This is a genomic window from Streptomyces pathocidini (assembly GCF_001418495.1).
Classification (GTDB): Bacteria; Actinomycetota; Actinomycetes; order Streptomycetales; family Streptomycetaceae; genus Streptomyces; species Streptomyces pathocidini.
Genome location: NZ_LIQY01000293.1, coordinates 1 through 1,496 on the forward strand (window position 1 = coordinate 1; position 1,496 = coordinate 1,496).

1 protein-coding gene is annotated in these 1,496 nt (G+C 73.7%); it reads right to left on the reverse strand.

Going from position 1 to position 1,496, the window contains the following annotated elements:
- Positions 1-517 precede the first annotated feature (517 nt).
- Positions 518-1,496 (reverse strand): AMP-binding protein (locus AOK16_RS15270; RefSeq protein ID WP_055472799.1); only part of this gene is annotated, 979 nt, incomplete at its 5' end.

Consider the following 1,496-nt stretch of genomic DNA (forward strand, 5'->3'; position numbering starts at 1 on the left):
GTCGGCGTCAGCCGCCGCCCCTCGAACAGCCGCTGCAACCGCGCGGCCGCCCCACCCGCACCGCCGTCGCCCATACCCCGCCGCCCTCCACTCCACCGACTATTCAGCCACCAAGAACTGTGCATGACCTTATGCAGCCAGGCAAGGCGTGCCGCGGAAGAGTGGCGTCAGGGCGCTTCGTCTTCACCGGCGGACACCCGCCTGGGACCATGTGGTGACCGAGAGCCAAGGAGGAGCAGTGTCCGGCGGGTTGAGGATCGTGGTGTTCTCCGCTCGCTGAGCCGGATCCTGGCTGAGCCGGATCAAGGGTCCGCTCGCCCCAGCGCCTCGCTGATCCGGCTGCGCAGCCCGGCCGCACGAAGGTCCCCGTGCCCGCCCGGCAACGGCAGGCCGTCCAACGCGTCCAGCGCCTCCCCCAGACCCCTTTCGGTTACTGAGTGCAGGGATGGCGATCACGGGTGGCAACGGCGCGAAGGGGGGGACTCGGGCGATTACCGGACACCCCCGGTACACCACTTCACAACGGCGGGAGGAGTTTTTTCTGGGGCTTGCCCATGGCGTTGCGGGGGAGGGCTGCCAGGAAGACGACGCGGCGGGGGCGTTTGTGGGTGGAGAGGTGGGTGGCGACGAAGGCCGTCAGGTCGGCTTCCGTGACGCCTTCGGCGACGACGTACGCGACGATCTGCTGGCCCAGGTCGTCGTGCGGGGCGCCGACCACCGCGGCCTCGTGGACCGCCGGGTGGTCCAGCAGCGCGTTCTCGACCTCGCCCGCGCCGACGCGATAGCCGCCGGTCTTGATCAGGTCCGTGGAGGCGCGGCCCACGATGCGGTGGGTGCCGTCGGGTTCGACGGCCGCGATGTCGCCGGTGCGGAACCAGCCGTCCTCGGTGTACGCGGCGGCGGTCGCCTCGGGGCGGCCCAGGTAGCCGCTGAAGAGGGTCGGGCCGGTCAGCTGCAACTCGCCGATGTCCGCGCCCTCTTCGGCCGCTACGCGGGTGCGGATGCCGGGCAGGGGCGTGCCGACGCAGCCGGGGCGGCGGTCGCCACGCGCGCGCGTAGAGACGGTGATCAGGGTCTCCGTCATCCCGTACCGCTCGGCCGGGCGGTGGCCCGTGAGCGCCGCCAGGTCGCGGAAGACCGGCGCGGGCAGCGGCGCGCTGCCGGAGACCAGCAGGCGCGCACCGGCCAGCGCCCGCGCCGCCGCCGCGTCGCGCACGACCCGGCCCCACACCGTCGGGACACCGAAGTAGAGGCTGCCGCCCGCCGCCGCGTACGCCTCCGGCGTGGGGCGGCCGGTGTGCACCAGGCGGCTGCCGACCCGCAGCGCGCCCAGCACGCCCAGCACCAGGCCGTGTACGTGGAACAGCGGCAGGCCGTGGACGAGCGTGTCCTGCGGTGTCCACTCCCAGGCCTCGGCGAGCGCGTCGAGGTCGGCGGCCACCGCGCCGCGCGGGATGAGCGCGCCCTTCGGCGCGCCGGTCGTGCCGGAGGTGTAG